Source organism: Raskinella chloraquaticus (SeqCode) (genome assembly GCF_021731865.1).
GTDB classification, from domain to species: domain Bacteria; phylum Pseudomonadota; class Alphaproteobacteria; order Rhizobiales; family UBA4765; genus Raskinella; species Raskinella chloraquaticus.
Map to the genome: position 1 here is coordinate 23,972 of NZ_JAKFWN010000040.1, position 26,117 is coordinate 50,088.

Sequence of the window (26,117 nt, forward strand, 5' to 3'; positions counted from 1 at the left end):
CTCGCTACACCGACCCGCCGATATCGAAGGCAGCAAGGGCCGCGGCATTGACGATGTCGCTGTCGCGGGCGCCGAGCGGGGCCACCTGCACCGATTTATCAAGACCAACCATGAGCGGGCCGATAACCGTTGCCCCTCCCAGCTCCTGCAGCATCTTGGTGGAGATGGCGGCTGAGTGAAAGGCTGGCATGACCAGCACATTCGCCGGCCCCGACAGGCGGCAGAAGGGATAGCTGGTGCGCATGATATCGCCGTTGAGCGCCACATCGGCGCCCATCTCGCCATCGTATTCAAAGTCGACCTTGCGCTCGCCCAGAAGTTTGACCGCCTCGATGACCTTCTGCGAACGCTCGCCGGCGGGATGGCCGAAATTCGAGAAGGCAAGGAACGCCACGCGCGGCTCGAGACCCAGACGCCGCGCCGCGCCGGCCGCCTCGATGGCGATCTCGACGAGTTCGCGTGCGCTCGGCATTTCGGTGACCGCCGTGTCGGCCACCAGCACCATCTGCTGGCGCGAAATGACAATCGACACGCCGATCACCCGGTGCCCCGGCTTCACATCGATGACGCGGCGCACCTCGTCCATGACGACCGACGAGTTGCGGGTGACGCCCGAGACCATGCCATCGGCATCGCCGCGCGCCACCATGCAGGCAGCGAAGATGTTGCGGTCCTGATTGACCATGCGCTGACAGTCTCGTTGCAGAAATCCCTGACGCTGCAGGCGTTCATAGAGAAACTGGGCATAGATCCGGCTGCGCTCGCTGAGCCGGGCATTGATGACCGAAATGCCATCGTGCAGATCGATACCGGCCTGGCGCGCGATCTCCCTGACCCGGTCCTCACGCCCGACGAGGACGGCGCTGCCAAGCCCGGCGGCAACGAAGGCTTGCGCGGCGCGCATGACCTGTTCTTCCTCGCCTTCGGCAAAGACGATGCGCTTGGGATGGCGGCGCACTTCCGTATGCACCCGTTGCAAGGTCGCAATCACCGGATCGCGCCGCGACGCCAGCTCCATGCGGTAGGCGTCCATATCGGCAATCGGCTTGCGGGCGACGCCTGAGGCCATCGCCGCCTGCGCCACGGCCGGAGGAATGGACGAGATAAGCCGGGGATCGAAGGGGACGGGTATGATGTACTGGGGCCCATAGCGCGGGCGGGCGCCGCGATAGGCCGACACCACCTCATCTGGCACATCCTCGCGCGCCAGCATGGCGAGCGCCTTGGCGGCGGCAATCTTCATCTCTTCGTTGATCTGGGTGGCGCGGACATCGAGCGCACCCCGGAAAATGAACGGAAAGCCCAGCACATTATTGACCTGGTTCGGATAATCCGAACGGCCGGTGGCAACGATAGCATCGCCGCGCACTGCCGCGACCTCCTCCGGCGTGATTTCCGGATCGGGATTGGCCATCGCAAAGATGATCGGGTTCTTGGCCATGCTTGCCACCATCTGTGCCGTGAGCGCACCCTTGGCTGACAGGCCCAGAACGACGTCAGCGCCCTTCATGGCCTCCGCCAGCGTGCGCGCCGGGGTGGAGGCTGCGTGGGCGGCCTTCCACTGGTTCATGCCCTCGGTACGGCCGGCATAGACGACGCCCTTGGTGTCGCACAGGATGATGTTGTCGGCCGACATGCCCATCGCCTTCATCAGCTCAATGCAGGCGATGCCAGCAGACCCGGCGCCGTTGCACACCATTTTCACCTTGCTGATGTCGCGCCCCGTCAGATCGAAGGCGTTGATGAGGCCGGCAGCCGTGATGATGGCCGTGCCGTGCTGGTCATCATGAAAGACAGGGATGTCCATCAGCTCGCGCAGGCGGCTTTCGATGATGAAACATTCCGGCGCCTTGATGTCCTCCAGATTGATACCGCCAAAGGCCGGGCCGAGATGGCGCACGCAATTGATGAAGGTGTCCGCATCCTTGGTGTCGACCTCAAGGTCGATGGCGTTGACGTCGGCAAAGCGCTTGAAGAGAACGGATTTGCCTTCCATCACCGGCTTTGAGGCCAGCGCGCCCAGATCGCCAAGCCCCAGAATGGCGGTCCCGTTCGATATCACCGCCACCATATTGGCCTTGTTGGTGTAATCGAACGCCTTTGCCGGGTCCGCAGCAATCGCCAGAACCGGAATGGCGACACCCGGCGAATAGGCCAATGACAGATCGCGCTGTGTCGCCATTGGTTTTGTGGCGCGGATTTCAAGTTTGCCGGGCTTTCCCTGCGAATGGAAATCGAGCGCTTCCTGATCGGTGAACGTCGGGCGCGAGGAACGGGGCTGATCATTCATGAGCGGACATATCTCCCTGATGTTTTGCGACCATAAACGCAGGCAGCAGCGCTCAAGTCAAAGAGCTTTTGCAGCGCGCGCGCGTGATGGTGTTGCCGCCTCAACCTGCCTAATCTGCGCGCATCCCGCTTTCCTGCCCGGAGTTTCGCCAATGCCTGACATGCACATGCTGTTTGACTATGCCGGCATTATTGTGTTTTCCGCTTCCGGCGCCCTTGTTGCCTCGCGCAAGGAAATGGACATCGTCGGTTTTGCGCTGCTTGCCACCGTCACCGGGGTAGGCGGCGGCACGGTCCGCGATCTGCTGCTGGGCGTGCCGGTGTTCTGGGTTGCCGATCCAACCAGCGTCGTCATCTGCTCCGTGGTTGCAGCCATCGTCTTCTTCACTGCCCATATTCCCGAAAGCCGCTATCGCCTGCTGCTGTGGTTCGATGCCGTCGGGCTGACGGCCGTCGCCCTCAAGGGGTGCGAGAAGGCGCTGGCGGCGGGCAGTCATAGCATCACCGCCATTGTCATGGGCGTCGTGACGGCCAGTTTCGGCGGTATGATCCGGGATGTCCTGGGCGGAGAAAGTCCGCTCATCCTGCGCCGGGAAATATATATCTCTGCCGCCTTCCTCGCCGCCCTCCTTGATGTCTTGATGATCCATGCCGGTTTGCCGGCGGCTTTTGCGACGTCACTGGCGTTTCTGTCGGGATTTGGACTGCGCGCCCTTGCCTTGCGCTTCAACTGGTCATTGCCGGTCTACAAGCGGCGGGCGGGACGCACGCCGGAACAACTTGGCCTGTGAGTGCGTTTTGACTGTGAGCGTTAACACTCTGCTCATGAAATATTTCGTAACATTACGTGACACGACACGCATTCGCCTCAATGATCGACAAAGGTGATGACATGCCCGTCCTTGATCCCCAGGCCCTGAAAGACGACCGCGAAGCGCTGGCTTTTCTCGACGCCGTCCTGGGCGCGCGCCGGGCAGCTGGTTCTTTACCGTGGTTGTCACCGCTGACAACCAGATCGCTGCGCGATGAAAAGGAAAAATCGCTCGTTTTGAATTGAAATCGACGCCAGAAGGCGTGAAAAAAGCGGCGCGACCGAAAAGGTCCGCCGCTTTTTCGTGCGCCATCAGGGACGCAGCGCGATCATGATGTGTGAATAATTATTCAATTTCTTTTTTTGTCTCGTCCGCGGCGGTTAGCTCGCGCTTGTCGCGCTCGACGCGGTCAAGCGGCAGACGACCCAGCGACAGGGCGGCAGCGGCGGTCAGTGCTGCCGTGCTGGCGGTGACGATCATGGGAAACAAATCTTGCATGTGCGGTATCCAATGCCTCTGTGCCGGCGGTCCGGCTCGTTAAAAATGAGAAAAGGCCGTCGACCTTTGATAAATCGTTAATTTTTTCAAATATTCAGCCGACACCGTGTTATTTCAGCAATTCAAGGCAGCAATCAGGCTCCACAATGAAACTTTTGCGACAACGGCAGCGTAAGCCCCGCCTTCTCGTCCGGCATCCTGATGGTGCTGATTGACGAAGGCAGCACGCTGATGTCTTCTGCCCGTTGCGCCAGAACGACCGGTTTTGCGGTCGCCGCAGGGAGTTCAACGATGCCAGCCCGGTATCTGTCTAGCAACAATCCGCAAGTTGGATCCGACCTCTGGAATGTGCTGCGCTGCGACATGACCCGCCGCAAGGCGCGCGTTAGGCTGTCGCGCGGGCCTGTTGGCACCATGTGATGGCATGAGGTCTGCCAGCCGGACACGGCTTGGGCACTAGCGCCCGGAAAGGAAAAGGACCAGACAGCATGGCTGTGACGGGCGACAAGGTGCGGACTTCTTCTGGCGTATTGTCGCGTGTTGCGCCGGGAATAGCCCTCGCGGCTTTGGTCTCGGTCGCTGCTCTCTTCCTTGAACCATTCATCAAGCGATTGAGTGGGGGCGCGGTGATTGTTCCCCCGATGGTGATTGCCCTCCTCATCGGCATCGCGCTCAATCGTCTGGCGAGCCAGCCTGTCTTCGATGGCGGGTTGACCTGGTGTGTCAAGAAGCTGCTGCGCATCGCCATTGCGCTGCTTGGCCTCAAAGTCGCGCTGGGCGATATCGCTGCCCTTGGTTTTGGCATCGCCCTGCTGGTCGTCGTCAGCATGGCCGTCACGCTCGCCTCGGGCCTGGCGTTTGCCCGCTTGCTGAGGTGCCAGAGCGGGTATGGGGCGCTGGCAGGGGCTGCCACCGCCGTCTGCGGCGCATCGGCGGCGCTGGCAACGGCCACGGTCGTTCCTGATTACCGCTCGAAAGCAGCTGACGTGGCCTTTACGGTCGTTGCTGCCAATGGCCTGTCGACGCTCGTCATGATTGCCTATCCGGCGCTGTGCGTTGCGATGGGCTTGTCGCCGCAGGCGACCGGTATTCTCCTTGGCGCTACCATCCATGATGTCGCTCAGGTGGCGGGCGCTGGCTATGCTGTATCCGAGCATGTTGGAACGACGGCGGTGATCGTCAAGCTCTTCCGCGTGTTTTTGCTGCTGCCGGTGGTGCTGGCGGTCGGCTGGTGGTTTATGCGCTCGGGCGAGCGGACGGGCGAAGCGCGGGTGCCCGTGCCGCTGTTTGCGCTTGTTTTCCTCGTGCTGGCTGTCATCAACAGCTTGCTGGTGACACAACCGGCACTGGAACAGGTCTTCGCTCCGCTCAAATCCCTTGTTGTCCAGCTCTCCGGCTGGGGCCTGCTGCTGGCGATTGCCGCTCTCGGCCTTGGTACCTCGGCGCGAGCAATCCTGGCCATTGGCTGGCGTCATATCGCCGTATTCTGCGGCACCACTTTGGTGCTGCTGATCCTGGTTGCCGGTGGGCTGATGGTGCTGGCCTGATATGGCTCGTTTGACGATTGCCGGCGCCCGTGCGCTTGCTGCCGAGGCGCTCGTGCGCGCCGGTTGTCGCGAGGCGATTGCAGCGACCGTCGCCCGCGCCCTCGTCGCTGCCGAGGCGGACGGCCTCAAGGGTCACGGCATGTCGCGGCTGCCGAGTTATGCAGCCCAGGTCAGGGTAGGCAAGATCGACGGGGCGGCAACGCCACGCGCCACCCGCCCGGCGCCTGGCGTGTTGCGCGTTGATGCCGCTCATGGCTTTGCCTATCCGGCGCTTGACGTCGCGGTTGCCGAATTGCCGGCCATCGCCCGCCAGCAGGGCATTGCGGCGGCTGCCATCACCCGTTCCCATCATGCTGGCGCGGCAGGCCTTGTCGTCGAGGCTCTTGCCGAACATCGGCTGGCCGCCCTTCTTTTTGCCAATACGCCTGGCGCCATGGCGCCAGCCGGTGGGCGCCGCGCGCTGCTGGGCACCAACCCCATCGCCTTTGCCTGCATCGATCATAGCGGTGCGCCCCTCGTCATCGATCTTGCGTTGTCGAAAGTGGCGCGCGGTAACATCATGGCGGCCAAGCAGCGCGGTGACACCTTGCCCGAAGGCTGGGCTCGCGACCGCGACGGGCGTCCAACCACCGACCCCGACGAGGCGCTTGCCGGTACCATGGAGCCGATGGGAGAGGGCAAGGGGGCCGTGTTGGCGCTGATGGTCGAACTGCTCGCCGCAGCTCTCACCGGTGCCCGCTTCGCCTCGGAAGCAACGTCCTTTCTTGACGATCAGGGCTCACCGCCCGGCACCGGCCAGCTGATCATCGCCATTGACATGGCGGCCCTCTCGCCGCGCGGGCCGATGCGAGTCGCTGAATTGGCGGATTTGATCCATAATGAACCAGGCGCTCGCCTGCCCGGCGAACGGCGGATGGCGCAGCGCAAGCGCGCCGCGAGCGAAGGCCTGATTATTGATGATCAGCTGATATCCGCCATCCGCGCCATCTAACCTCGCAGGGAGCCTTTCATGTCGCACAAGCTCGATTACAAGCGCGAAGCCAACCTGATCGATGGCCACTGGGTGAGCGCCGACAGCGGCGCAACGATCAATGTCACCGACCCCGCCACCGGCGAGGTCATCGGCACGGTACCGAATATGGGGCGCACCGAAACGAAGCGTGCCATCGCGGCTGCAGCCAAGGCCCTGCCCGCGTGGAAAGCAACGACGGCAAAAGAGCGTGCAAAACTTCTTCATCGCCTGGCTGATCTGATCGAGCAGGAAGTGGAGGGGCTCGGCACCCTGCTCACCGTCGAGCAGGGAAAACCGCTGGCGGAAGCGCGCGGCGAGGTGATGTTTTCGGCCGCCTATGTGCGCTGGTTTGCCGAGGAAGCGCAGCGCGTCTATGGCGATGTCATCCCGTCGCCCTGGCCCGGGCGCAAAATTCTCGTCACGCGCGAGCCAGTCGGCGTCGTGGCGGCGATTACGCCGTGGAATTTTCCATCCTCCATGATCTCGCGCAAAATCGGCCCGGCGCTGGCGGTCGGGTGCACGGTGGTGGTGAAGCCTGCTGAACTGACGCCCTATTCAGGCCTTGCCTGGGGCGCCCTGGCGGAGAAGGCCGGTATCCCGCCTGGTGTCGTCAACATCGTCACCGGAACGCCGGCCGATATCGGCGCTGAAATGACGTCAAACCCGCAGGTGCGCAAAATCTCGTTTACCGGCTCGACGGCGGTTGGCAAGCTGCTGCTGGCACAATCGGCGGCGACGGTGAAGCGCGTCTCCATGGAGCTGGGCGGCAACGCCCCCTTCATCGTTTTTGATGATGCCGACATAGCGCGCGCGGTTGAAGGGGCGATGATCGCCAAATACCGCAATTCTGGCCAGACCTGCGTGTGCACCAACCGCTTTCTCGTGCAGGCGGGCATTTATGATGCCTTTGCCGAAAAATTTGCCGCCGCCGCCTCCCGCATGAAGATCGGCAACGGTCTTGAGCCCGGCACGCAGCAGGGGCCGCTCATCGACGGGCGGGCCTTGGCGAAAGTGGAGCGGCTGATCGCCGACGCGCTCGAGAAGGGCGCGCGGATTGCCACCGGCGGCAAACCCCATGCCCTGGGCGGCACCTTCTATGAGCCGACCGTGCTGACCGGCGTCACCACCCAGATGAAACTGGCGCGCGAGGAAATTTTTGGTCCCGTCGCGCCCCTCTTTCGCTTTGAGCGCGAAGAGGAGGCCATTGCCATGGCCAACGACACTGAATACGGCCTGGCCGCCTATTTCTACACCAGCGATCTTGCTCGCGCCTTCCGCGTGTCGGACGGGTTGAAATACGGGATGGTCGGCGTCAATGAGGGGATGATCACCACCGAGGTGGCGCCCTTCGGCGGCGTCAAGGAATCAGGCCTTGGCCGCGAGGGCTCGAAGTTCGGCGTCGAGGAATATCTCGACATGAAATATCTCTGCCTCGGCGGGCTGGCTTAATCCGCCAGCGCCTTCACGAAGAAATCCTCGGCGCCGAAATTGCCCGATTTGAGCGTGATCGTCAGCCCGCGAACAGCTTCCGGCCCGTCGATGACACGCATCCACGGCACGCCGGGATCGATTTCCGGTCCGATGGAGAGCGCCCGGATGCCAAGCCCCTGCACCACCGCGCCTGACGTCTCCCCGCCGGCAACCACAAGACGGGTCACACCTCGCTCGACCAGAAGTCTGGCGGTGTCGGCCAGCAGATGCTCGATCATGGCGCCCGCCGCCTCGCGCCCGAGCACGCTTTGCACCTTGGCTACCCGTTCCGGTTCGGACCCGGAGTAAATGAGCGCCGGGCTTGGCGCAGCCAGCGCAAACTCAGCAAGCGTGCCTGCGGTGATCTCCCCTCCTGGAAGCGCAAGCGGGTCGATTGCAAACGCCGGCACGCCGGCTGCTTGTGCGGCGGCGATCTGGCGCCGCGTCATCGCTGAGCAGCTGCCGGCGAGGATTGCTGCCTTGCCGGGGGGCAGGTCAAACGGCGAGGCGGTGTGCATCGCCCCCTTCCGCAGCAGCGCCGGCAGCCCAAGGGCGATGCCCGAGCCGCCGGTGATGAGCGGCTGATCGTAAATGGCGGCGGCCAGAATGCGCAAATCCTCATCATCGATGGCATCGGCAACCGCGTAGCGAAAGCCCTCCTGCTTCAGCGCCGCGATCGCCGTGCGCGCCGCCTGCGCCCCCTTGCGGATGGTTGCGAGAGCGAGCAGGCCGACGCGATGGGCGCTTTGGGCGGCCATGAGGCGCCTGAGACTGGCGTCCCGCATGGGGGTCAGCGGGTGATCCCTCATGGCGCTTTCGTTGAGCGGCTCCCCGTTCACGAACAGATAGCCCTGATAGATGGTGCGCCCCGCCGCCGGAAAGGCAGGGCAGACGAGGGCGATATCCGCGCCGACCTCATCCATCAGCGCATCCGCCACCGGGCCGATATTGCCCTGTGGTGTCGAATCGAAGGTCGAGCAATATTTGAAGAGAAGGCGCTGCGCTCCCGCCGCCCGCAGCGCCCGGGCTGCTGCAACCGACTGCGCAACCGCGTCCTCGACTGGCGCGGTGCGCGATTTGAGGGCGACCACCACCGCCTCCGCCGATGGCAGGTCACCTTGCGGCACGCCGATCGTCTGCACCGTGGTGAGCCCGCCGCGCGCCAGCATCAGCGCGACGTCGCTCGCCCCTGTCATATCATCGGCCACCACCCCGATCAGCATGCGCGTCTCCCGTGCCCGTCCAGGCGCCAAGTGATAGCCGCCATGCACGCTCAAGCAAAGGGCGCCGATTGATCATTGCCGGCAATCCGTGAATGATGAGGCATGTCGCAGACAACCCTTGACCATCTTGTCATTATCGCCCCCTCGCTCGCGGCGGGCGTCGCCCATGTCGAGGACATGCTGGGCGTCACACCAGGCGCTGGCGGCGAGCATCCGCTGATGGGGACCCATAATCGCCTGATCCAGCTCGGCAACGACGTCTTTCTCGAAGTGCTTGCCATCAACCCCGCCGCACCAACGCCTTCTCATGCGCGCTGGTTTGGCCTTGACGATCAGCAGCGCCTCAGGCGGGACTGGGACGAGGGGCGGCGCTTGCGTGCCTATGTTGCACGCACACCGCGCCTCAGCGAGCATCTGGCCCGCGAGGCTCCGGTACTGGGTGCGGTGACCCGTGCGAGCCGCGGTGATCTCGTCTGGCATTTCGGTGTGACCGCCGACGGGGCATTGCCCCTCGACGGGGCAGCGCCTTATCTGATGGACTGGGGGTTGATTGGGCCGCAAGCGGCTCGCATGGCGGAGGCTGGGCTGAAGCTGAACCAGCTCATCGTTGAAACGCCCGCCATCGCCGTCGCTTCAGCCTTGATTGATCGGCTCGACATGTGCGCCAGGCCGACGCTGCGGTCAGGTCAGGTCATCCGTCTCCTTGCCGTCATTGACACGCCTGCGGGTCCACGGTTGCTCTGCTGAAGCACGATGCATAGAGTCGCTGCTGTCATGGACATGAGCAACCCACCTCACATCAAGCCGTGCGGCGATGCGGCGCTGGTCATCGAGTATGGTGATACGGTCGATGCCGCCCTCAATCGTCGCGTGCTGGCGCTGGACGCCTATCTGGCCAGGCACCCCGTGGGGGGCATCAGCGAGACGGTGCCGACCTATCGCTCGCTTCTCGTTCATTATGACCCGCTCCGCCTCGACTACGCCGACCTGTCGGCAGCCCTTCTGGAGGCTGCCGCCGTGAGCGGTTCAGATAGCGCAACCGGCACGCGCTGGCGCATTCCGGTCGTCTATGGCGGCGAGTATGGCGTCGATCTGGCCGAAATTGCCGCCCGCCACCATATGCGCGAGGAGGAGGTCATCCGCCGCCACAGCGCCGGCATCTACCGGGTCTATATGCTGGGCTTCATGCCGGGCTTTGCCTATCTGGGCGGACTTGATCCGGCACTCGCCACCCCGCGCCGCGACGATCCGCGCCTTGAGACACCCGCCGGCACCATTTCGATTGGCGGTGTGCAGGCAGGTGTCCAGTGTCTGGCCGCCCCCAGTGGCTGGCATCTCCTCGGGCGCACGCCGGTGCGCACCTATCAGCCGGGGCGTGAGCCGATGTTTCTGGTCGAGCCGGGCGATGAGGTGACGTTCGCGCCTATAGCGGCTGATCTCTTTGCTGGCCTTGAGGCGCGCGCTTCTGCAGGCGAGATGATTGCTGAAAAGGTGCAGCCTTGAGCCAGCTGCGCGTGCTTCAGGTCGGCCCGGTGACATCCGTACAGGATTTCGGACGCTTCGGTGGTCAGCGTTATGGGCTTGGGACTGCGGGCGCGCTTGACCGCTGGTCGCTTGCAGCCGCCAACGCGCTCGTCGGTTCCAGACAAACGGCGCCGGCAATTGAAATCGGCCCCTTTGCCTGCCGCTTCAAAGTAGAGGGCGGCGCGGTGCGGATCGCCCTGTGTGGCGCCTCCCGCCCGGCGTCGATTAACGGGCGGACACTGGCGTTTAATTCCACGGCACTCATCGCTGATGGGGAAACGCTTGATATCAGGGCGGCGCAGGGCGCGGTCTTCTCCTATCTGGCGATGGAGGGCGGGATCGCCGGCGAGCCGATCTTCGGCAGCTTCTCGGTCCATGCGCGGCTTGGTCTTGGCGCTCCTTTTCCCCGGGCGCTTGCCTCGGGCGATGTTCTGACGGTTGGTAATGCCGATCAATCAGCCGGCGAACGCCGGTTGGCGCTGCCCGCTGCCGATAATGGGCCGATCCGCATTGTTCTGGGCCCCCAGGATGATTATTTCACCCCTGCCGCCATTGCGGCACTCCAGGAAACGGTGTGGAGGATATCCGCCACCTCTGACCGCATGGGCTATCGCCTCGAAGGTCCGCCGCTTGCCCACGCCAAAGGTCACAACATCGTATCCGACGGCATCACCAATGGCGCCATCCAGGTGCCGGGCAATGGCCAGCCGCTGGTGTTGCTGGCGGACCGTGGCACCACCGGCGGCTATCCTAAAATCGCTGTTATCCTTTCTTGCGATCTTCACCGCTTTGCCCAGATACCGGCAGGCGGCGCGGTGCGCTTCAAGGCGGTGAGCGTTGCCGAAGCGCAGACGGCCAGCCGAGCCTTTGCCGCAGCGCTCGGCGACTTGCCAGCGCACGTCGGCGATGCCCATGACTGGACGATCTCCGCCGAGGCGCTGCTTGCCGCCAATCTTGCCGGCCAGGCGGTTGATGCGCAAACCGACAACCCGTGAGGACAACGCCATGCAGGTCGATCTCAATAGCGATATGGGCGAAAGCTTCGGCCCGTGGACCATGGCGGATGATGCCGCCATGCTCGATATCGTCACCAGCGCCAATATCGCCTGTGGCTTTCACGGCGGCGATGATCAGGTGATGCTGAAAACGGTGAGGCTTGCCAAAGCGCGTGGTGTGGGCATTGGCGCCCATCCTGGCCTGCGTGACCTCCAGGGGTTCGGGCGGCGCGCGATGATCGGCCTCAGCGAAAGCGAGATCGAAACCATGGTCGCCTACCAGATCGGCGCCCTGCAGGCGATCGCCACCATGGCGGGCGCGAAGGTGACGCATGTGAAGGCGCATGGGGCGCTCGGCAACATGTCCTATGTCGAAGCGCCGGTGGCGCGCGCCGTTGCGAACGCGGTCAAGGCGGTCGATCCCTCGCTCAAGCTGGTGGTCCTGCCGCTGTCGCAGATTGAAAGAGCCGGCGAAGCCTCAGGCCTCATGCTGGCGCGCGAGGTATTTGCCGATCGCGCCTATGAAGATGACGGCACGCTGATGTCGCGCCAAAAGCCGGGCTCGGTCCTGCATGATCCCGCTGTCGTCGCTGAGCGGGCGTGGCGGATGGTGGCTGACAAGGCGATCATCGCCGCCTCGGGAAAAATATTGAAGGCAGGTGTTGATACCATCTGTATTCACAGCGACAGCCCCGGCGCCATCGCCATGGCCCAAGCCGTGCGGGCGCGCCTGGTAACGGAAGGAGTTTCCCTTAAACGCTTTGCCTGACGCAGCAAGAGATAAGTTTATTCTCCGTTCCAACACAGATCGAAATTTTGTTCTATAACCAGCCCGTTCCGACGATGCTCATTCTTTTGTCAGCGAAAGCCCTTGAGCCGGCGCTCGTTGCGGAACATAACCAGCGGCGTGGACAGCTTGATCAATCGCGAGGACGTGGGAGGACGGGTGGCGAAGCTGCGATTTTTTCCGGTCTCCTATGACGTCGACGGGCGCATCGTGCTTGTCGTCGGCGATGGCGCCCAGGCGTTGCAGAAACTGCGTCTCCTGGTGCGCTCGAGGGCGCGGCTGCGGCTGATCTCGGCCTGTCCTGCGGCTGACCTTGCAGCCTTCATTGCCGAGCACGAGGTCGAGCAGGTGGCTCTCGGTCTTTGTCCGTGCCTGATCAAGGGTGCAGCACTTGTTTTCATCGCCAGCGGTGATGAACAGCAGGACGCTGCGCTGTCCGCCATGACGCGCGCCTGTGGCGTGCCGGTTAACGTCGTTGATCGCCCGCACCTGTCTGATTTTGCTGTTCCGGCGATTGTTGATCGCGCACCGATTGCGGTAGCTATTTCAAGCGATGGCTTCGCGCCCGTTCTAGCGCAGCGCGTGCGGGCGCTCATCGAGGCAGCCCTGCCGCCGCAATTCGGACGCCTCGGCGCCCTCGCGCAAGCCATCCGTACAGCCGTGATGACGACGCTTCACGACAGCGCATCGCGTCGCAAATTCTGGGCCTGGATATTTGACGGTGAGGCCGGCCGCCTGGCGCTCGATGGCCATGACGAGCAGGCGCGCATTCTTGCCTTGCAGGGCCTCAGGGAGGCAAGCCTCGCGCCCGCACGCGGCATCGTCTATCTGGTCGGAGCCGGTCCGGGCGCGGAAGACCTGCTGACGCTGCGCGCCCATCGTCTGCTGCAATCGGCCGATGTGATTGTCTATGACGCGCTGGTGCCTGAAGCGGTGCTGGCGATGGGCCGGCGCGATGCCGAGCGGCTGTCGGTTGGCAAGCGCAAGGGCCGCCATTCAATGCCGCAGGACGAGATCAATGCGCTCCTCGTGCGCCTTGCGGGCGAAGGCCATAGGGTGGTGCGCCTCAAGGCGGGCGATCCGCTGGTGTTCGGGCGCGTCGGCGAAGAGATCGCGGCGCTGCGTGAAGCGGCCATTCGCTTCGAAATCGTGCCAGGCATCACGGCAGCGCTCGCCGCCGCCGCTGACAGCCATATTCCGCTGACCCTGCGCGGGGTTGCCTCCCACATCGTCTTTGCCACCGCGCACGGTGCCGAGGGTGAGGAACCGGCGGGCTATGAGGCGCTGGCCGCGTCGGGCGCCACCATTGCGCTTTACATGGGCAAAAGCGTCGCCGATAAAGCCGTCGCCAGGCTGGTCGCCGGTGGTCTTGCCGCCACGATGCCGGCGGTAGCGGTCGAGAATGCGGGGCGCGCTGGTCGACGCATCCTGCGTGGCACCCTTGGCGATCTGCCCCTGCTGGTGAAGCGTGAGGACGTTACCGGACCTGTGCTCATTCTGATCGGGCCGGCGATTGCCCATGCCAGCGACGCGCTTGCCGAAAATCTTGCTGCTGCCCTGTCAGCCGCTGCCTGAAGGATAAATGATGGCCAAACCCGCCCGCAATTTCGAAGCCGTCGTCGCGAGCGCTAACGCGCTGGCGTCCGGCGCCGTTGTGTATCGGACTGCCGAGGGCAGCTGGAGCCCGCACTTTAAGGATGCGCTGATCGCCCGCTCGAAAAGCGAGGCGGAGGCCTTGCTGGCTGCCGCCGATGGCGATGTCAAGGCAACGCTCATCGTCGAATTGGCGCTGATCGAGGTGGCCCTTGAAGAAGGGGTTGCCCCGCGCCCGCGCTCCTTGCGCGAGCGTATCCGCGCCGAAGGACCCACCGTTCCCATCCCGCAGGACCCGCAGCCTGTTATCCGCACCTGAAACGCCGGCCGGATCGCACATCAAGGACAGACCATGTATCGCTATGATGAATTCGACCACCGCTTTGTCATGGAACGGACAAAGGAATTCGCCGGCCAGGTCACCCGTCGCCTGTCGGGTGAGCTCAGTGAAGAGCAGTTCCGCCCGCTACGCCTGATGAACGGCGTCTACCTCCAGCTCCATGCCTATATGCTGCGCATCGCCATTCCCTATGGCACGCTGTCATCGCGCCAGCTGCGCAAGCTTGCCGATATTGCCCGGCGCTACGACCGCGATTATGGGCATTTCACCACCCGTCAGAACCTGCAGTTCAACTGGATCAAGCTTGCCGACATGCCAGCCATCCTTGCTGAACTCGCCGAGGTCGAAATGCACGCCATCCAGACCTCGGGCAATTGTATCCGCAACGTGACTGCAGATCATTTTGCCGGTGCTGCGGCCGATGAAATCGCCGATCCGCGGCCATGGGCGGAAATCATCCGCCAATGGTCATCGCTCCATCCGGAATTTTCCTTCCTGCCTCGCAAATTCAAGGTGGCGGTGACGGGTGCTGCCAAGGACCGCGCCGCCATTCAGGTGCACGATATCGGTCTTGAACTGAAGCGCAACGACAAGGGCGAAAACGGCTTTGCCGTGTGGGTCGGCGGTGGCCAGGGCCGCACGCCGATGATCGCCAAGAAGCTCACCGATTTCCTCCCCGAAAGCGATATTCTGGCGTATTGCGACGCGATTCTGCGGGTCTATAACCTCGAAGGCCGCCGCGACAACAAATACAAGGCCCGCATCAAGATCCTGGTCCATGAAATGGGTGAGGAGGAGATGCGGGCTGCGGTCGAGAAGGAATTCGCCGCGATCAGGGGCAAGACGCTCACTGTCCCGGCGCCGGAAATCGCCCGCATCAATGCTTATTTTGCGCCGCCCGCCTATCAGCTGTGCGATCCGGCAACGCCGGTATTTGTTGCCGCACAAGCAGCCGACAGCCAGTTCCGCATGTTTGCCGAGCGCAACGTCACGCCCCACAAGCAGCCGGGCTACGGTGTGCTGACGATTTCGCTGAAACCAGTCGGCGGACCGCCCGGCGATGCCACCTCATCACAGATGGACCGCATCGCTGATCTGGCTGAGCGCTACGGTCATGACGAAATCCGCGTCAGCCACGAGCAGAACCTGGTGCTGCCGCATGTCCGTCTGGACGATCTTCCGGCCATCCACGCAAGCCTCATCGAGGGCGGACTTGCCACCGCCAATGCCGGCCTCATCACCGATATCATCGCCTGTCCAGGGCTTGATTACTGCACCCTCGCCAATGCCCGCTCGATCCCGGTCGCCCAGCGCATTTCCGAACGCTTCGCCGACATCGCGCGCCAGCGCGATATTGGTGATCTGAAGTTAAAGATCTCCGGCTGCATCAATGCCTGCGGTCATCACCATGTCGGCCATATCGGCATTCTCGGCGTTGATCGCAAGGGTGAAGAATTTTATCAGATCACCCTTGGCGGCTCGGGCGATGAAACCTGCGCCATCGGCGAGATCGCCGGGCGCGGTTTTTCCAGCGACGAGATTGTCGGTGCGGTTGAAACGGTCGTTGATACCTATCTGAAGCTGCGCCAGACGCCGCAGGAAGATTTCCTCGCCGCCTACCGCCGCCTCGGTTCCGCCCCCTTCCAGGAAGCGCTCTACGTCGCCTGACCCCGCTCAAGGATCATCGCATGCCTCTTTACCGCAACGGCCAGTTTGTCAGCGATGACTGGAGTTTTGCTGACGACAACGAGATATTGGGCGCTGGCCCGAGCGTCGTTTCCAAAGCCCGTTTTCTGCAAGATCGCGACGGCTTGCTGGCCCGCAACGCCCCGCTCGGCCTTGTCTTGCAGGCCGGTGAGAATTTCACCGATATCGAGGAGGATCTGCTGCATTTTGCGATGATTGTCCTGACGCTGCCCAAATTCACCGATGGGCGGGCCTATTCGCTCGCCTATCTGTTGCGGGATCGTTACGATTTCAGCGGCGAGATCAGGGCACGTGGCGACGTGCTGCGCGATCAGGTGAGCTTTTTGCTGCGCGCCGGTTTCGATAGCCTTGAGGTCAGCAATGAGCCAACCATCAGGGCGCTCGCCGCAGGCGACGTGAAAGGGGTCTCGGTACGCTATCAGCCGGCCGCCGATGACACAGGCGACACATCGCCTGAGGGCGCCCGGCCATGGCTGCGGCTTGCGCGCTGAAATCGGGTGAGAGTGGGCGGCGTTCCGCCCCCACCCCGGGACGAACGAGCATGGCGCGCACGGCCAAACAAAACGGGTCGTCGTCGGCGCGCGGCAACGGTTAGTTGCAGTGCGGTGGCGTTAGGCGCCGCTGTCAGAAGCGAATGGGCGTCAATTGCAGATTGATGCCTGAAGCCTTGGCGATGTCGACGAAGGCGGCACGATCCGGATAGGACGCGCCTTCCAGCACCGCCACATCATCGCGCACCGGCGCGGCGGCAACGAACTCATAACTGCGGTTGCGCCTCCACAAGGCACCTTGCGATACCCCGTCGAGCAACACCAGGTCAGCCGCAACTTCAGCTTCGATGTCAGCGCTGCGCATGACTGATCGCAGAAGTGCCGAGACGGTGGTGCGGAAATTGGCTTCAAAGCTGGCAGCAATCAGTGTCATGGCAACAAAACCTGTCGACGAAGCGGACCATACCGCAGCTCGAAAGATAGCTCGAAATCAGCCGGACGTAACTGGTTTGGGTTTTTCTTTTTTATGCGTAAGAGAGAAATATATCTTATATTCAGCAAATTATGGAGATGATTAAACCTTCTGCAGCCAACAGCCTTCAATTTGAAAGAAAATTATTCCTTTTGCTGCGATGCCGTCGCTGCACCCTTGCGGTCAAAAAGGAGGCTGGCGCGCCGATACCCGCTGAGCCAGAGAACGAGGCTGTAGGCAAGCATGACGAAAAGGCCGATAACGATCAGGAGGGCTGCCTTTGCAAGGCTGTGTCCCGCAAAGAGTATCTGAACGGCCGGCAGAGCGAGCACGAGCCACATCAGTGCCGCGACGATCAGCGAGCCAAGGACCGTCCGCCATAAAACGGCGTAGAGACGCGGATCAAGCGCAATCAGCTTTGAACGGTGGGCGGCGATGGCAAGGATTACAAAGCTGATCCATGCGGCAATCGCGGTGGCGGCGGCGATGCCGGCAGCCCCCAGACGCTCGGCAAGCACGATTTTGAGCGTGATGCTGACCACCAATACGCCCGCCGCCACACGCACGGGCGTTGTCGTATCGCCTTTGGCCTGAAAGGTCGGCACCAGACAGCGCATGAGGATGCTGGCGGGGATGCCCAGCGCATAGGCTGCGACAATCGCCGCCGTCTGCGTGGCATCGCTTGGCAGGAAGGCACCATACCCGAACAGACCCGACACCGCCGCCTGCGCTCCGATTGCCATCATGGCCGCCACCGGCAGGCTGGTGAGGAGCGCCAACTCATTGGCCTTGGCGAACGCTGATACGGCCGCCGCGTCATCCTTCGTTGCAAAAGCGTGGCTCAACGTCGGGAGCACGACGGTCGACAGCGCCAGGCCGATAACGCCGAATGGCAACTGGTAGAGCCTGTCGGCGTAGTAGAGATATGAAATCTGCCCTGCCGGCAGGAAGGAGACGATGATGGTGTCGGCGAAGGCCGAAATCTGCACGACGCCAGAGCCCAGTACCGCCGGGCCGAGCCGACGCAGAAACGTCTTCAGGCTGTTAGACCACGCAATGATACCCGGCAGCAGGGCTTCACCCGTGCGCCGCAGTGAAAGAGCGACGACGCCTGCCTGGACGAGCCCCGAGAGGGGAACGGCAATCGCCAGCGCCAGGCCCGGATCGCCAAGGCGTGGTGATAAAAGCCACAAGGCGAGAACCAGAATGACATTAAGCAGCACCGGAGCCGCCGCCGCCGCCGCGTAGCGCCCATGCACCTGCGCCAGCGAGGCATAGAAAGCCATGATACTCATGAAGACAAGATAGATGCCGGTATAGCGCAGATAGGTGATGGCCAGCGGCGCGCGTTGCACGTCGTTCACCATGCCCGGCGCCAGGAGTGCGATGGCTTTTTCGGCGAATAGGATCAGCAGCAGCGACACCGTCAGGCTTGCCAGCAGGAGAAGCGACAGGGTCGAGCGCGCGAAACGGCTGGCCTCGCCCCGCTTCTCACCAAGGTGAAGCGCGGTAAAGCTCGGTACAAAGGCTGCCTGAAACGCCCCTTCGGCAAACAGCGCGCGAAACTGGTTGGGAATGCGGAACGCGACCACGAAGGCGTCCGCCACCGGGCCCGCGCCGAGGAGCGCAGCAAATACCGTGTCGCGGACAAAGCCGGTGATCCGGCTTACCAGCGTCAGGAAACCAACCGAGGCAACGGCACGAATCATGATCGGGTGTCTGCGCAAGAGAAGAGGAGTAATGATAGCTGGTCAGCGGCGCCGAGTAACATGTTTGGTGCTCGCAGGGGAGGGCGAAGCCTTTTGATCCCGCCAGCCTCGCATCTGTCGCCTGCGCGGGGTTGCCATGTCGGTTCATGCATATTTGTATCACAAGACGTATCATTGCCCCGCTATGCTGGTATGAGATGAGGAGATCCATGATGTCGCTGTCCTACATGACCGGCTTTGGCAACAGCTTCGAGACCGAGGCGTTGCCCGGCACCCTGCCACAGGGGCGCAATTCGCCACAGAAATGCGCCTATGGCCTTTATGCTGAACAGTTGAGCGGCTCGCCCTTCACCGCGCCGCGCGCCCAGAATGAGCGCTCCTGGCTCTACCGCATCCGCCCCTCGGTGTGCCATACGGGCCGCTTCACCCCTCTCCCCGGTGGCGGCTGGCTGAGCGCGCCCGACCACCACCATGCTGCGCTCATCGGCCAGATGCGCTGGGATCCGACACCAATTCCCGACAAGCCCACGACGTTTCTGGGCGGCGTCCACACCATGACGACGGCGGGTGACACGCAGGGGCAGAGCGGCATGGCCGCCCATGTCTATCTCATCACCGCACCGATGGTTGATGAATGCTTCTACAATGCCGACGGCGAAATGATGTTTGTCCTGCAGCAGGGGCGCCTGCGCTTTGTCACCGAATTCGGCATCATTGCCGCTGAACCCTGCGAGATTGTTGTTATTCCCCGCGGTGTTACATTCCGTGTCGAGCCACTGGAGGGGGTGGCGCGCGGCTATCTGTGCGAGAATTATGGTGCCGCCTTCACTCTGCCCGAGCGCGGGCCGATCGGCGCCAATTGCCTTGCCAATGCGCGCGATTTCAAAGTGCCCGTCGCCGCTTATGAGGATGTGGAGCGGCCGGTGCGTCTCGTCGTCAAATGGGGGGGATGTTTCTATGAAACGACCATCGCCCAATCGCCGCTTGATGTGGTGGCCTGGCACGGCAATTACGCCCCTTACAAATATGATCTGCGATCATTCTCGCCCGTCGGCGCCATTTCATTCGACCATCCCGATCCCTCGATCTTCACCGTCCTCACATCCGCCTCGGAAACCGCCGGCACGGCCAATATCGATTTTGTCATTTTTCCAGAGCGCTGGGCGGTCGCGGAAAATACCTTCCGCCCGCCCTGGTATCATCGCAACATCATGTCGGAATTCATGGGCCTCATCCACGGCGTCTATGATGCCAAGCCGCAAGGCTTCGTGCCCGGCGGCATGAGCCTTCACAACATGATGCTGCCGCACGGCCCGGACGCCGAGGCCTTCGAGCACGCCAGCAATGGCGAGCAGAAACCGGTGAAGCTCTCCAATACGCTCGCTTTCATGTTCGAAACGCGGTTGCCGCAGCACGTCAGCGATTATGCTGCACGATTGCCAACGCTTCAGGACAATTATGTCGATTGCTGGAAGGGCCTGAAGAAGCATTTCAACCCGGCCAAGCCCTGAACCCTGCCACGGAGACAGAACCAGATGACCAGCAAATCCTTCGCCTCGGCAGGCGACCTCAGCGACAAGACCATCACGTTTTCAGCTGTGGGCGAGGGGCTCTACGCCTTCACCGCCGAGGGCGATCCCAATTCCGGCATCATCGTCGGCGACGAGGCGTGCATGGTGATCGACGCCCAGTCGACGCCGGCCATGGCAGGCCAGGTGATCGAGCGGGTGCGCAGCGTCACCGACAAGCCGATCGCCTATGTCGTATTGTCTCATTACCATGCGGTGCGTGTGCTTGGCGCCTCGGCTTACGGCGCCCATACGATTATCGCGTCGTCCGCCACCCGCGATCTCATCGTCGAGCGCGGGCAGCAGGATTGGGATTCGGAATTCGGCCGCTTTCCCCGGCTCTTTCGCGGAGCTGACAGCATTCCCGGCCTCACCTGGCCGACCGTTACCTTTCGCGACGAAATGACAGTGTGGCTTGGCAGGCGCGAGGTGCGCCTGCTGCATATCGGGCGCGGTCATACGGCAGGCGACATCGTTGCCGTCGTGCCCGATAGCGGCGTCGTCTTTTCCGGCGATCTCGTCGAGTATCATTCCGCCTGCTATTGCGGCGATGCGCATTTTGCTGACTGGCCGCAGACCTTGAAAAACCTGCGCGCCTTGCAGCCAACCGCTCTCGTGCCTGGGCGCGGTGCGGCGCTGGTTGGGCCGGACAAGGTTGAGGCAGCCATTGCCGGGACGGATGCGTTCCTGCAGGCGCTCTACGGCACGGTGGAGAAAGCGGTGAAGGCCGGCGCCTCGCTGAAAGAGGCTTTTGCCGCCGTGCGTCAGGCGATGGACGGCCCGTTTGGCACGTACGCGATCTATGAGCATTGCCTGCCCTTCAACGTCGCGCGCGCTTATGACGAGGCGATGGGGATTGCTCATCCCGTCATCTGGACGGCAGCGCGCGACCGCGAGATGTGGAGCGCCTTGCAGGGGTGAGGATGCCACCCGCCGGCTGGGCCTAGCCGCGCACGATGGTGAGCGCCTGACGGGCCGCCTCCTGCCCGCTCTCCCAGGCCCCGCCAACCGTTCCCCACATCGTATCGTGGCCGGCCTCTCCGGCAAAGCGCACCCGTCCCGCATGCCATTCACGCAGGGCCGTGCGTGCCCGGGCCTGGCCAGGAGGGGCAACCGACCAGGCGCCGCCAATATAGGGATTGCGGCCCCACAGCGTCGCAGCGTCACGGCGGATGGCCGGGCCGATACCGCTGCCGAAATGGCTGATCAGCCAGTCGCGGGCATAAGAAACGGCAGTCTCTTTGCCGGCAGCTTCAAGTTCGCGGGCAAAAATGCCGCCCGTTGCCACATACCAGACATTGCTGCCACCCGAGCGGGCAAGCGCTGCGAAGGTCCGCTCATCGCGCGTTGCCGAGAAAACATGGGTGTCATCAGCGATATCAACGACCCCGCTGGCGATTTCAAATCCGATATGCAGGAAATCACTGAGTTTGAGGGTCTGGAAGGCTGCCGTCTGCTGCGCATCAAGCGCCGGGGTGAAGGCGATCATGCCCTTGGCGATGACGTCGGTTGCAACTGTCACGATGGCGATACGGGCGTTGAGAGTGCCTTGCGCCGTTTCGATCCGCACCCCCTCATCACCGGTCGTGATGGCGCTCACCGCCGCGTTGAAGGCAATCGGCAGACCACGCCCGAGCGTGGCGATCAAAGTCCCAAGCCCTGTCCGGCAAAACAGGTCAGGGCCGCTGGCAACGCGGCCGAAATCGAGGATGGACACCTCGGAAAGCGGCCTGCCGATATCAAAGGCGCCGAGGCGGAATGATACCGCCTGGCGCCATTCGGCAGGTTCACGGGGCAGGCTCGCCGCTGCCGCTCCATCATCACCCCGCTCAGCAGCGGCTATGATGCTGGCTTCACCCGTCTCAACCGCATTGCGATAGGCTGTCGTCTCCTCTTCGCTGGGCAGGCGATCGGGTGCCGCCAGCCTCAGCGTGCGCTGATCCTCGTAAAGCGCAAAGCCCAGATCATGGCCGAATTTGACCAGAGGGTTCTTGTCAGCCGCATGCAGCCAATGGGCGCCGTGATCAAAGGGCGCGTTGAAGGTGATCGTGTCGGTGAAGCAGCGCCCGCCAAGCCGCGAGGACGCTTCCAGCACCAGCACGCTGAGGCCGGCGCGAACCAGCACGCGGGCAGCCGCTATTCCCGCTGTTCCAGCGCCGATGATCGCCACATCAACATCACGCTGCGCCAGAGCCATGGCTCGCTGCACTCCTGTCCATGTCCGGCGCCGACCGTACCGTGCCGTCCCATGCCTCTCGGGTAAGGGCGAATCGTGATCGCTCTGTCAGCCTGTTTCTGCCGTCATTAACTCTGGGTAGCAACCCGCATACCATCTGCCGGGCCACCTATGCTATCCTTGCTTCATGACAAGCTGTTGCCGCTGCCTTTGAACCGGCTCGGCTGACAGAATCCTGTGCAGACGCGAACCACCGGATACAAACGGGATAGGACGCCATGGCCGTCGTCAATAGCCTGCTCGACCATATCGGGCGTTTCATTGCCCATCATATCGGCACGCCGTCGGCGTCTGCCAAGCCGCCACCGCCAGAGGCAACCGCGCGCCTGCTGCGCCATCTGCGTCCCTGCGACGTGCTGCTGGTGGAGAGCGTTCCCACCAAGGTGTCCTCCGCCATCAAATATCTGACGCAGTCCAGCTGGTCGCATGCCGCACTCTATATTGGCTCGGCGTTGGGCGAGACATCGCCGTCGGGCGAGTTGCTGAACCTCATCGAGGCTGACGTCGAAACCGGCGTTGCGGCCATACCATTGAGCAAATATGCCGGTCTCAATGTCCGCATCTGCCGCCCCATCCGCCTGCGCGAAGCAGATGCGAAACAGGTCATCGCTGAGGCCATGTCGCATATCGGCGACAAATACGATCTGCGCAATATCGTTGATCTCGTCCGCTACCTCCTGCCGATGCCGCCGCTGCCTTACCGCTTCCAGCGCCGCAAGATGCTGGCCATGGGTTCGGGGGACCCGTCCCGCGCCATCTGCTCGACGCTGATCGCCAAGGCCTTCGAATGTGTCAATTATCCGATCCTGCCGGAGATTGAGCGCATCCAGCGGGACAGCGAACAGCAGGAAATCTGGCGCATTCGCCACCATTCCCTGTATACGCCGCGCGATTTCGATCTTTCTCCCTATTTTGCCGTCATAAAGCCGACCATCGAGGAAGGTTTCGACTATTATTGCGCCCCTTGGTCTCATCGCGACCAGCCGGCTGATTGCTCGTGCGATCACAGTCTCGATATCAGCCAGCCAACACTTGACGAGGTCACCTGAGCGGAGGTTTGAAAGCCTTTTGCCGCCAACATCGCCTTTGACGGCGGGCAAAGCAGTGCTATCTCGACGCCATGACGCGCGCACCCTTGTCTGACATCCGTAATTTCTCGATCATCGCCCATATCGATCATGGCAAGTCGACGCTGGCCGACCGGCTGATCCAGCGCACCGGCGGGCTTGCCGCCCGCGACATGGTCGAGCAGGTCCTCGATTCGATGGATATCGAGCGCGAGCGCGGCATCACCATCAAGGCCAACACGGTGCGCCTCAACTACAAGGCAAACGATGGCAAGACCTATATCCTGAACCTCATCGACACGCCCGGGCATGTTGATTTCGCCTATGAGGTGAACCGCTCGCTGGCGGCTTGCGAGGGTTCGCTCCTGGTGGTGGATGCAAGCCAAGGGGTGGAAGCGCAGACACTCGCCAATGTCTACCAGGCCATCGACAATAATCACGAGATCGTCCCGGTTCTCAACAAGATCGACCTGCCGGCGGCCGAGCCCGAGCGCGTCAAGCAGCAGATCGAGGAGGTGATCGGCATCGATGCTTCCAATGCGGTCCCGATTTCGGCCAAGACCGGGATCGGCATCGATGAGGTGCTGGAGGCTATCGTCACCCGCCTGCCGCCACCGATGGGTGACAGCGAGGCGCCGCTCAAAGCCCTCCTGGTTGACAGCTGGTATGATGCCTATCTCGGCGTCGTCGTTCTGGTGCGCGTGCTCGATGGCGCGATCAAGCGCGGCTCGAAGATCAAGCTCATGGGCACAGGTGCTGCCTATGAGGTCGACGAGGTCGGCGTGTTCCTGCCCAAGAAGACCAAGGTGGAGATGCTGGCGCCCGGCGAGATCGGCTATCTCATCGGCTCCATCAAGGAGGTGGCCGATACCCGCGTCGGCGACACCATCACGGATGAGCGCAAACCCACCGCCGAGGCACTCCCGGGCTTCCGCCCGGCCCAGCCGGTGGTGTTCTGCGGCCTTTTTCCGACGGATGCCGCCAATTTCGAGGATCTGCGCGCCGCCATGGGCAAGCTTAGGCTGAACGATGCGAGCTTCTCCTTCGAGATGGAGACGAGCGCGGCTCTGGGTTTCGGCTTCCGTTGTGGCTTTTTGGGCCTGCTTCATCTCGAAATCATCCAGGAGCGTCTGGAGCGCGAATTCAACCTCGACCTCATCGCCACCGCGCCCTCCGTCATCTACAAGATGGCGCTGTCGAATGGCGATCACATCGAATTGCACAACCCGGCCGACATGCCCGATGTCGCCCGCATCACCGAGATTTCGGAACCGTGGATTGAAGCGTCCATTCTCACCCCTGACACCTATCTGGGCTCCATCCTCAAACTCTGTCAGGACCGGCGCGGCGAGCAGCTTGATCTCACCTATGTCGGCTCGCGTGCCATGGTGAAATATGCCCTGCCGCTCAACGAGGTGGTGTTTGATTTCTACGACCGGCTGAAATCGGTGAGCCAGGGCTATGCGTCATTTGACTATCACATCACCGGTTATCGCGAGGGCGATCTGGTGAAGATGTCGATCCTGGTCAATGGCGAGGCGGTGGACGCGCTTTCCATGCTGGTGCACCGGGCGCGCGCTGAAATGCGCGGGCGCGTCATGTGCGAGAAGCTGAAAGACCTCATCCCCCAGCACATGTTCCAGATCCCCATCCAGGCAGCGATCGGCGCCAAGGTGATCGCCCGCGAGACCATCCGCGCCATGCGCAAGGACGTTACCGCCAAATGCTATGGCGGCGACATCTCCAGAAAGCGCAAGCTCCTCGACAAGCAGAAAGAGGGCAAGAAGCGCATGCGCCAGTTCGGCAAGGTTGATATCCCGCAGGAAGCTTTTATCGCGGCGCTGAAGATGGATGCGTGAGAAGGCAACGGAGAATGGCATGACCGGGAAATTCGCATCGCCCGCCTGGCTCGCCTCGGGCATTTTTCTCGCGTCCGTCCTGGCACCCGCTCACGCCGCCCCGCGCGCAGCCAGCGCTCCCGCCGAGGTGATCACACTGAAGGCTGCATCCGGCGGCACGGAAATCCCCATCTATCTGCACATGCCGGCAGGCGCCGGGCCTTTCCCGCTTCTTGTCATGTCCCATGGCAGCCCGCGTGATGCAGAGCGGCGATCGCGGCTGGGATCGCAAACCTTGTCCGCCCAGGCTGAGGATTATGCGCGCTCAGGGGTAGCCGTTGCGGTGCCGATCAGGCGCGGCTATGGCGGCAGCGGGCCATGGGCCGAGAATTATGGTGGCTGTGCTGTTGGTAATTATACCTCCGCCGGTCTTGCCTCGGCGCAGGATATCCGCGCTGCGCTTACGGTTGCCAAATCGCAGGCCGGCATCGATGCCAGCCGCGTGGTGTTGATCGGCGTCTCGGCCGGTGGTTTTGGTTCGGTCGCCGCCGGTGGTACGGGCGGCATCAAGGGCGTGGTCAATTTTGCCGGCGGGCGCGGTTCGCGCGGCCCGAATGACGTCTGCCAGGAAGAGAAGCTGGTCGCCGCGATGGGCCGCTATGGCGGGTCTGCACGGGCGCCTCAGCTATGGATTTACGCCGAAAACGATCTCTTCTTCGGCCCGCAACTGGCGCGCCGCATGTATGATGCGTTCACCAGATCGGGCGGGCGCGCGACCTTCATTGCCGCCCCCTCCCACGGCTTTGATGGCCATGAATACTTCTATTCAGGCTCCTGGCGCGCGACAGTCGATCCTTTCCTGAAGCGCATCGGCGTGCTCCGATAGGCGAAACGAAATCGCCAGCCAGGCGTTATTCGTGACAAATGCGCACGGCACTC

25 protein-coding genes are annotated in these 26,117 nt (G+C 62.7%); 19 read left to right on the forward strand and 6 right to left on the reverse strand.

The genetic code is table 11. From position 1 onward, the window contains the following. Positions 1-4: 4 nt before the first annotated feature. On the reverse strand, positions 5-2,290 hold the full coding sequence (locus ACINK1_RS13345) for an NADP-dependent malic enzyme (protein ID WP_376802023.1): 2,286 nt from the start codon (positions 2,288-2,290) through the stop codon (positions 5-7). A 151-nt stretch (positions 2,291-2,441) separates the two neighbouring features. Here ACINK1_RS13345 and ACINK1_RS13350 point away from each other — a divergent pair, with 151 nt between their 5' ends. Then, a complete protein-coding gene (locus ACINK1_RS13350; protein ID WP_376802024.1) occupies positions 2,442-3,080 on the forward strand; it encodes a trimeric intracellular cation channel family protein in 639 nt (212 codons plus the stop codon). An 80-nt stretch (positions 3,081-3,160) separates the two neighbouring features. Further along, positions 3,161-3,346: a hypothetical protein gene (locus tag ACINK1_RS13355; RefSeq protein ID WP_376802025.1), complete on the forward strand. Its 186-nt coding sequence runs from the start codon at positions 3,161-3,163 to the stop codon at positions 3,344-3,346. Positions 3,347-3,446: 100 nt separating this feature from the next. On the opposite strand, the gene ACINK1_RS13360 is transcribed toward ACINK1_RS13355, so the two are convergent. Further along, positions 3,447-3,581, reverse strand: coding sequence for a hypothetical protein (locus ACINK1_RS13360; protein WP_376802026.1), 135 nt, complete (start codon positions 3,579-3,581; stop codon positions 3,447-3,449). A 219-nt stretch (positions 3,582-3,800) separates the two neighbouring features. On the opposite strand from ACINK1_RS13360, the gene ACINK1_RS13365 reads away from it, so the two are divergent. From ACINK1_RS13365 to ACINK1_RS13380, 4 genes are all read left to right on the forward strand, one after another. Beyond that, positions 3,801-4,019, forward strand: coding sequence for a hypothetical protein (locus ACINK1_RS13365; protein WP_376802027.1), 219 nt, complete (start codon positions 3,801-3,803; stop codon positions 4,017-4,019). A 68-nt stretch (positions 4,020-4,087) separates the two neighbouring features. Continuing rightward, positions 4,088-5,146 (forward strand): YeiH family protein, encoded by a 1,059-nt coding sequence (locus ACINK1_RS13370; protein ID WP_376802028.1) that lies wholly within the window; start codon positions 4,088-4,090, stop codon positions 5,144-5,146. A gap of 1 nt (position 5,147) precedes the next feature. Then, on the forward strand, positions 5,148-6,137 hold the full coding sequence (locus ACINK1_RS13375) for an Ldh family oxidoreductase (RefSeq protein WP_376802029.1): 990 nt from the start codon (positions 5,148-5,150) through the stop codon (positions 6,135-6,137). A gap of 18 nt (positions 6,138-6,155) precedes the next feature. After that, positions 6,156-7,607, forward strand: coding sequence for an NAD-dependent succinate-semialdehyde dehydrogenase (locus tag ACINK1_RS13380; RefSeq protein WP_376802030.1), 1,452 nt, complete (start codon positions 6,156-6,158; stop codon positions 7,605-7,607). On the opposite strand, the gene otnK is transcribed toward ACINK1_RS13380, so the two are convergent. Next, entirely contained in the window at positions 7,604-8,851 is a 1,248-nt protein-coding gene (gene otnK, locus ACINK1_RS13385) for a 3-oxo-tetronate kinase (RefSeq protein WP_376802031.1), read from the reverse strand. The two genes, ACINK1_RS13380 and otnK, sit on opposite strands and share 4 nt — an antisense overlap. 102 nt (positions 8,852-8,953) lie before the next feature. Here otnK and ACINK1_RS13390 point away from each other — a divergent pair, with 102 nt between their 5' ends. The 8 genes from ACINK1_RS13390 to ACINK1_RS13425 all read left to right on the forward strand — a co-directional run bounded on the left by ACINK1_RS13390 (position 8,954) and on the right by ACINK1_RS13425 (position 16,288). After that, positions 8,954-9,598 carry a VOC family protein gene (locus ACINK1_RS13390; protein ID WP_376802032.1) on the forward strand — a complete coding sequence of 215 codons (645 nt, stop codon included), beginning with the start codon at positions 8,954-8,956 and terminating at the stop codon, positions 9,596-9,598. Between the two features lie 33 nt (positions 9,599-9,631). Next, a complete protein-coding gene (gene pxpB, locus ACINK1_RS13395; RefSeq protein ID WP_376802033.1) occupies positions 9,632-10,354 on the forward strand; it encodes a 5-oxoprolinase subunit PxpB in 723 nt (240 codons plus the stop codon). Continuing rightward, positions 10,351-11,370: a biotin-dependent carboxyltransferase family protein gene (locus ACINK1_RS13400; protein WP_376802034.1), complete on the forward strand. Its 1,020-nt coding sequence runs from the start codon at positions 10,351-10,353 to the stop codon at positions 11,368-11,370. Before pxpB ends, ACINK1_RS13400 begins: the two co-directional genes overlap by 4 nt. A 10-nt stretch (positions 11,371-11,380) precedes the next feature. Next, positions 11,381-12,139 carry a LamB/YcsF family protein gene (locus ACINK1_RS13405; protein WP_376802074.1) on the forward strand — a complete coding sequence of 253 codons (759 nt, stop codon included), beginning with the start codon at positions 11,381-11,383 and terminating at the stop codon, positions 12,137-12,139. A 177-nt stretch (positions 12,140-12,316) separates the two neighbouring features. After that, positions 12,317-13,732 carry a siroheme synthase CysG gene (gene cysG, locus ACINK1_RS13410; protein ID WP_376803593.1) on the forward strand — a complete coding sequence of 472 codons (1,416 nt, stop codon included), beginning with the start codon at positions 12,317-12,319 and terminating at the stop codon, positions 13,730-13,732. Positions 13,733-13,739: 7 nt separating this feature from the next. Further along, the gene (locus ACINK1_RS13415; protein WP_376803248.1) at positions 13,740-14,069 is read left to right on the forward strand and encodes a DUF2849 domain-containing protein; all 330 of its coding nucleotides are present in this window, start codon (positions 13,740-13,742) and stop codon (positions 14,067-14,069) included. Positions 14,070-14,102: 33 nt separating this feature from the next. After that, on the forward strand, positions 14,103-15,758 hold the full coding sequence (locus ACINK1_RS13420; protein WP_376802037.1) for a nitrite/sulfite reductase: 1,656 nt from the start codon (positions 14,103-14,105) through the stop codon (positions 15,756-15,758). A 20-nt stretch (positions 15,759-15,778) separates the two neighbouring features. Next, positions 15,779-16,288 carry a DUF934 domain-containing protein gene (locus ACINK1_RS13425; protein ID WP_376802038.1) on the forward strand — a complete coding sequence of 170 codons (510 nt, stop codon included), beginning with the start codon at positions 15,779-15,781 and terminating at the stop codon, positions 16,286-16,288. Positions 16,289-16,421: 133 nt separating this feature from the next. Here the strand turns inward: ACINK1_RS13425 and ACINK1_RS13430 are convergent, their stop codons facing one another. Then, entirely contained in the window at positions 16,422-16,721 is a 300-nt protein-coding gene (locus ACINK1_RS13430) for a hypothetical protein (protein ID WP_376802039.1), read from the reverse strand. A 182-nt stretch (positions 16,722-16,903) separates the two neighbouring features. Continuing rightward, positions 16,904-18,469: a murein biosynthesis integral membrane protein MurJ gene (murJ, locus tag ACINK1_RS13435; RefSeq protein WP_376802040.1), complete on the reverse strand. Its 1,566-nt coding sequence runs from the start codon at positions 18,467-18,469 to the stop codon at positions 16,904-16,906. 209 nt (positions 18,470-18,678) lie between these two features. On the opposite strand from murJ, the gene hmgA reads away from it, so the two are divergent. Both hmgA and ACINK1_RS13445 read left to right on the forward strand, forming a co-directional pair. Further along, the gene (hmgA, locus tag ACINK1_RS13440) at positions 18,679-19,980 is read left to right on the forward strand and encodes a homogentisate 1,2-dioxygenase (RefSeq protein WP_376802041.1); all 1,302 of its coding nucleotides are present in this window, start codon (positions 18,679-18,681) and stop codon (positions 19,978-19,980) included. Between the two features lie 24 nt (positions 19,981-20,004). Next, positions 20,005-20,958: an MBL fold metallo-hydrolase gene (locus tag ACINK1_RS13445; RefSeq protein ID WP_376802042.1), complete on the forward strand. Its 954-nt coding sequence runs from the start codon at positions 20,005-20,007 to the stop codon at positions 20,956-20,958. Positions 20,959-20,980: 22 nt separating this feature from the next. On the opposite strand, the gene ACINK1_RS13450 is transcribed toward ACINK1_RS13445, so the two are convergent. Then, positions 20,981-22,234 (reverse strand): flavin monoamine oxidase family protein, encoded by a 1,254-nt coding sequence (locus ACINK1_RS13450; protein ID WP_376802043.1) that lies wholly within the window; start codon positions 22,232-22,234, stop codon positions 20,981-20,983. Positions 22,235-22,491: 257 nt separating this feature from the next. Here ACINK1_RS13450 and ACINK1_RS13455 point away from each other — a divergent pair, with 257 nt between their 5' ends. From ACINK1_RS13455 to ACINK1_RS13465, 3 genes are all read left to right on the forward strand, one after another. Then, positions 22,492-23,322, forward strand: coding sequence for a lipo-like protein (locus tag ACINK1_RS13455; RefSeq protein WP_376802044.1), 831 nt, complete (start codon positions 22,492-22,494; stop codon positions 23,320-23,322). Between the two features lie 71 nt (positions 23,323-23,393). After that, positions 23,394-25,199 carry a translation elongation factor 4 gene (gene lepA / locus ACINK1_RS13460; protein WP_376802045.1) on the forward strand — a complete coding sequence of 602 codons (1,806 nt, stop codon included), beginning with the start codon at positions 23,394-23,396 and terminating at the stop codon, positions 25,197-25,199. 19 nt (positions 25,200-25,218) lie between these two features. Further along, positions 25,219-26,064, forward strand: coding sequence for an alpha/beta hydrolase family protein (locus tag ACINK1_RS13465; protein ID WP_376802046.1), 846 nt, complete (start codon positions 25,219-25,221; stop codon positions 26,062-26,064). Positions 26,065-26,117: the final 53 nt, after the last annotated feature.

Coding starts and splice junctions, on each gene's coding strand:
- ACINK1_RS13345 (WP_376802023.1), bottom strand. CDS start 2,290: ATGAATGATCAGCCCCGTTCCTCGCGCCCGACGTTCACCGATCAGGAA.
- ACINK1_RS13350 (WP_376802024.1), top strand. CDS start 2,442: ATGCCTGACATGCACATGCTGTTTGACTATGCCGGCATTATTGTGTTT.
- ACINK1_RS13355 (WP_376802025.1), top strand. CDS start 3,161: ATGATCGACAAAGGTGATGACATGCCCGTCCTTGATCCCCAGGCCCTG.
- ACINK1_RS13360 (WP_376802026.1), bottom strand. CDS start 3,581: ATGATCGTCACCGCCAGCACGGCAGCACTGACCGCCGCTGCCGCCCTG.
- ACINK1_RS13365 (WP_376802027.1), top strand. CDS start 3,801: ATGGTGCTGATTGACGAAGGCAGCACGCTGATGTCTTCTGCCCGTTGC.
- ACINK1_RS13370 (WP_376802028.1), top strand. CDS start 4,088: ATGGCTGTGACGGGCGACAAGGTGCGGACTTCTTCTGGCGTATTGTCG.
- ACINK1_RS13375 (WP_376802029.1), top strand. CDS start 5,148: ATGGCTCGTTTGACGATTGCCGGCGCCCGTGCGCTTGCTGCCGAGGCG.
- ACINK1_RS13380 (WP_376802030.1), top strand. CDS start 6,156: ATGTCGCACAAGCTCGATTACAAGCGCGAAGCCAACCTGATCGATGGC.
- otnK (WP_376802031.1), bottom strand. CDS start 8,851: ATGCTGATCGGGGTGGTGGCCGATGATATGACAGGGGCGAGCGACGTC.
- ACINK1_RS13390 (WP_376802032.1), top strand. CDS start 8,954: ATGTCGCAGACAACCCTTGACCATCTTGTCATTATCGCCCCCTCGCTC.
- pxpB (WP_376802033.1), top strand. CDS start 9,632: ATGAGCAACCCACCTCACATCAAGCCGTGCGGCGATGCGGCGCTGGTC.
- ACINK1_RS13405 (WP_376802074.1), top strand. CDS start 11,381: ATGCAGGTCGATCTCAATAGCGATATGGGCGAAAGCTTCGGCCCGTGG.
- ACINK1_RS13415 (WP_376803248.1), top strand. CDS start 13,740: ATGATGGCCAAACCCGCCCGCAATTTCGAAGCCGTCGTCGCGAGCGCT.
- ACINK1_RS13420 (WP_376802037.1), top strand. CDS start 14,103: ATGTATCGCTATGATGAATTCGACCACCGCTTTGTCATGGAACGGACA.
- ACINK1_RS13425 (WP_376802038.1), top strand. CDS start 15,779: ATGCCTCTTTACCGCAACGGCCAGTTTGTCAGCGATGACTGGAGTTTT.
- ACINK1_RS13430 (WP_376802039.1), bottom strand. CDS start 16,721: ATGACACTGATTGCTGCCAGCTTTGAAGCCAATTTCCGCACCACCGTC.
- murJ (WP_376802040.1), bottom strand. CDS start 18,469: ATGATTCGTGCCGTTGCCTCGGTTGGTTTCCTGACGCTGGTAAGCCGG.
- hmgA (WP_376802041.1), top strand. CDS start 18,679: ATGATGTCGCTGTCCTACATGACCGGCTTTGGCAACAGCTTCGAGACC.
- ACINK1_RS13445 (WP_376802042.1), top strand. CDS start 20,005: ATGACCAGCAAATCCTTCGCCTCGGCAGGCGACCTCAGCGACAAGACC.
- ACINK1_RS13450 (WP_376802043.1), bottom strand. CDS start 22,234: ATGGCTCTGGCGCAGCGTGATGTTGATGTGGCGATCATCGGCGCTGGA.
- ACINK1_RS13455 (WP_376802044.1), top strand. CDS start 22,492: ATGGCCGTCGTCAATAGCCTGCTCGACCATATCGGGCGTTTCATTGCC.
- lepA (WP_376802045.1), top strand. CDS start 23,394: ATGACGCGCGCACCCTTGTCTGACATCCGTAATTTCTCGATCATCGCC.
- ACINK1_RS13465 (WP_376802046.1), top strand. CDS start 25,219: ATGACCGGGAAATTCGCATCGCCCGCCTGGCTCGCCTCGGGCATTTTT.